The organism is Streptomyces sp. (assembly GCF_050698815.1).
GTDB lineage: Bacteria > Actinomycetota > Actinomycetes > Streptomycetales > Streptomycetaceae > Streptomyces.
This window is the reverse complement of the sequence record NZ_JBOHCV010000511.1, coordinates 1-1,988: the sequence shown is the minus strand read 5'-3', so window position 1 is coordinate 1,988 and position 1,988 is coordinate 1. Positions and strand designations below refer to the sequence as shown.

1 protein-coding gene and 1 pseudogene are annotated in these 1,988 nt (G+C 73.2%); both read left to right on the top strand.

Annotation, left to right across the window (positions count from 1 at the left end; all coding sequences use genetic code 11):
* Positions 1-311 precede the first annotated feature (311 nt).
* Positions 312-1,490, top strand: a complete 1,179-nt coding sequence (locus tag ACRDP3_RS18295) for a cysteine desulfurase family protein (protein WP_431518040.1) — start codon at positions 312-314, stop codon at positions 1,488-1,490.
* 182 nt (positions 1,491-1,672) lie between these two features.
* Positions 1,673-1,988: pseudogene (locus ACRDP3_RS18290) on the top strand (hypothetical protein); the annotation flags it as partial.

The following is a 1,988-nucleotide window of genomic DNA, read 5'->3' as shown; positions in this document are numbered from 1 at the left end:
GGTCCACATCTCCCAGGTGCCGCCGAGGCCCAGCTCCACGATGTCCCGCACCACCCAGCTCCAGGTGTGCAGCGCGAAGAGGAGACAGAAGACGCCCCCCGTGATCCGTGCGCCTTTGCTCAGCACCCGCACCTGTGGCACGACGCCACCCCCCTGTGGAATACGGCTGGTTGCCCGGACGTTGGTGTGGGCTGTGCCCGGGTCCGGTGTTACTGCCTGGCCGGGGCGAACAGTAACAGCCCAGGCGGGAGCGTACTCCCGTGGACGGCACCCGCAACCGCCCCGTCACCGGCTCGTAGAATCGAGGCACCATGGCCCTTTCCGCCTACCTCGATCACGCCGCCACCACGCCCATGTTCCCCGAGGCGGCGCGGACGATGACCGCCCAGCTCGCCGTCACCGGCAACGCCTCCTCACTGCACGGTTCGGGCCGCCGCGCCCGGCGCACCGTCGAGGAGGCGCGCGAGGCGCTCGCGGCCTCGATCGGCGCGCGGCCCAGCGAAGTGGTCTTCACCGCGGGCGGCACCGAGGCCGACAACCTCGCGGTCAAGGGCCTGTACTGGTCACGCCGCGACGCCGACCCCGCCCGCAGGCGCCTGCTCGCCAGCCCGGTCGAGCACCACGCCGTGCTGGACACCGTGCACTGGCTCGCCGAGCACGAGGGCGCCGAGTTGGAGTGGCTGCCCGTCGACGGGTACGGGCGGGTGCACCCCGAGGCGCTGCGCGACGCCATCGCCCGCGACCCCGGCAGCGTCGCGCTGGCCACCGTGATGTGGGCGAACAACGAGATCGGCACCGTCATGCCGGTGGCCCGACTCGCCGCGGTGGCCGCCGAGTTCGACGTCCCGTTGCACGCGGACGCGGTGCAGGCCGTCGGGCAGGCCGAGGTCGACTTCGCCGCCTCCGGACTCGCGGCGCTGACGCTGACCGGGCACAAGATCGGCGGCCCGTACGGGATCGGCGCGCTGCTGCTGCGGCGCGAGCAGACGCCCGTACCGCTGCTGCACGGCGGCGGCCAGGAGCGCGACGTACGCTCCGGCACCCTCGACGTGCCCGCCATCGCCGCCTTCGCGACCGCCGCCGAGCTGGCCGCCGAGCGGCGCGCGGACTTCGAGCGCGACATCGGCGCCCTGAGGGACAAGCTGATCGAGAGCGTACGTACGGCCGTGCCCGACGCCGTACTCAACGGCGACCCCGATACGGGCGGACGGCTCCCCGGCAACGCGCACTTCTCCTTCCCCGGCTGCGAAGGCGACTCCCTGCTGCTCCTGCTGGACGCGCAGGGCATCGAGTGCTCTACGGGCTCCGCCTGCACGGCCGGTATCGCCCAGCCGAGCCACGTACTCCTCGCGGCGGGTGCGGACCCCGAACTGGCGCGGGGCACGCTGCGCTTCTCCCTCGGGCACACCTCCACGGAGGCCGATGTGGAGGCCGTGGCCGGAGCGATCGGGCCGGCGGTCGAGCGGGCGCGGAGCGCGGGCCTGAGCTGACTGCGTTCAGCTTCCGCTTCCGCTTCCGCTTCCGCCTCCGCTTCCGCTTCCGCTTCCGTTCGGACCCATCCGTGGGGATCACTGTCTGGACGCTGGTGCGGTTGTGCCGTTGACTTGTGGCCCGCCGACGCGGGCGGTCGAGGTCGAGGACCGGGCCCGGCGGAGACAGAAGGGGGCGCGCGATGAGTGGTGGTGGGCCGCACGATCGCGCGAGTGCATCGCCGCGCGGTGAGAGCGGCGAGAGCCACGAGAGCGGCGAGAGCAGTGCGGCGACAGCACCGGCATCCACGGCGCCCACGCCCACACCCCCGCCGACGCTCGCTCCGGCGTCCCCGGCCCTCCCGGCGCTCCCCGCGTCCGTACACCTCGGATACGGGCTGGGATCGCTGTGCACAGGCACCTTCGCCACCGTCCCCGGCCTGCTGCTGCTCTACTACCTCACCAACGTCATGGCCGTGCCGGCGGCAGCCGCCGGCATCGCCCTCTTCCTCCCCAAGG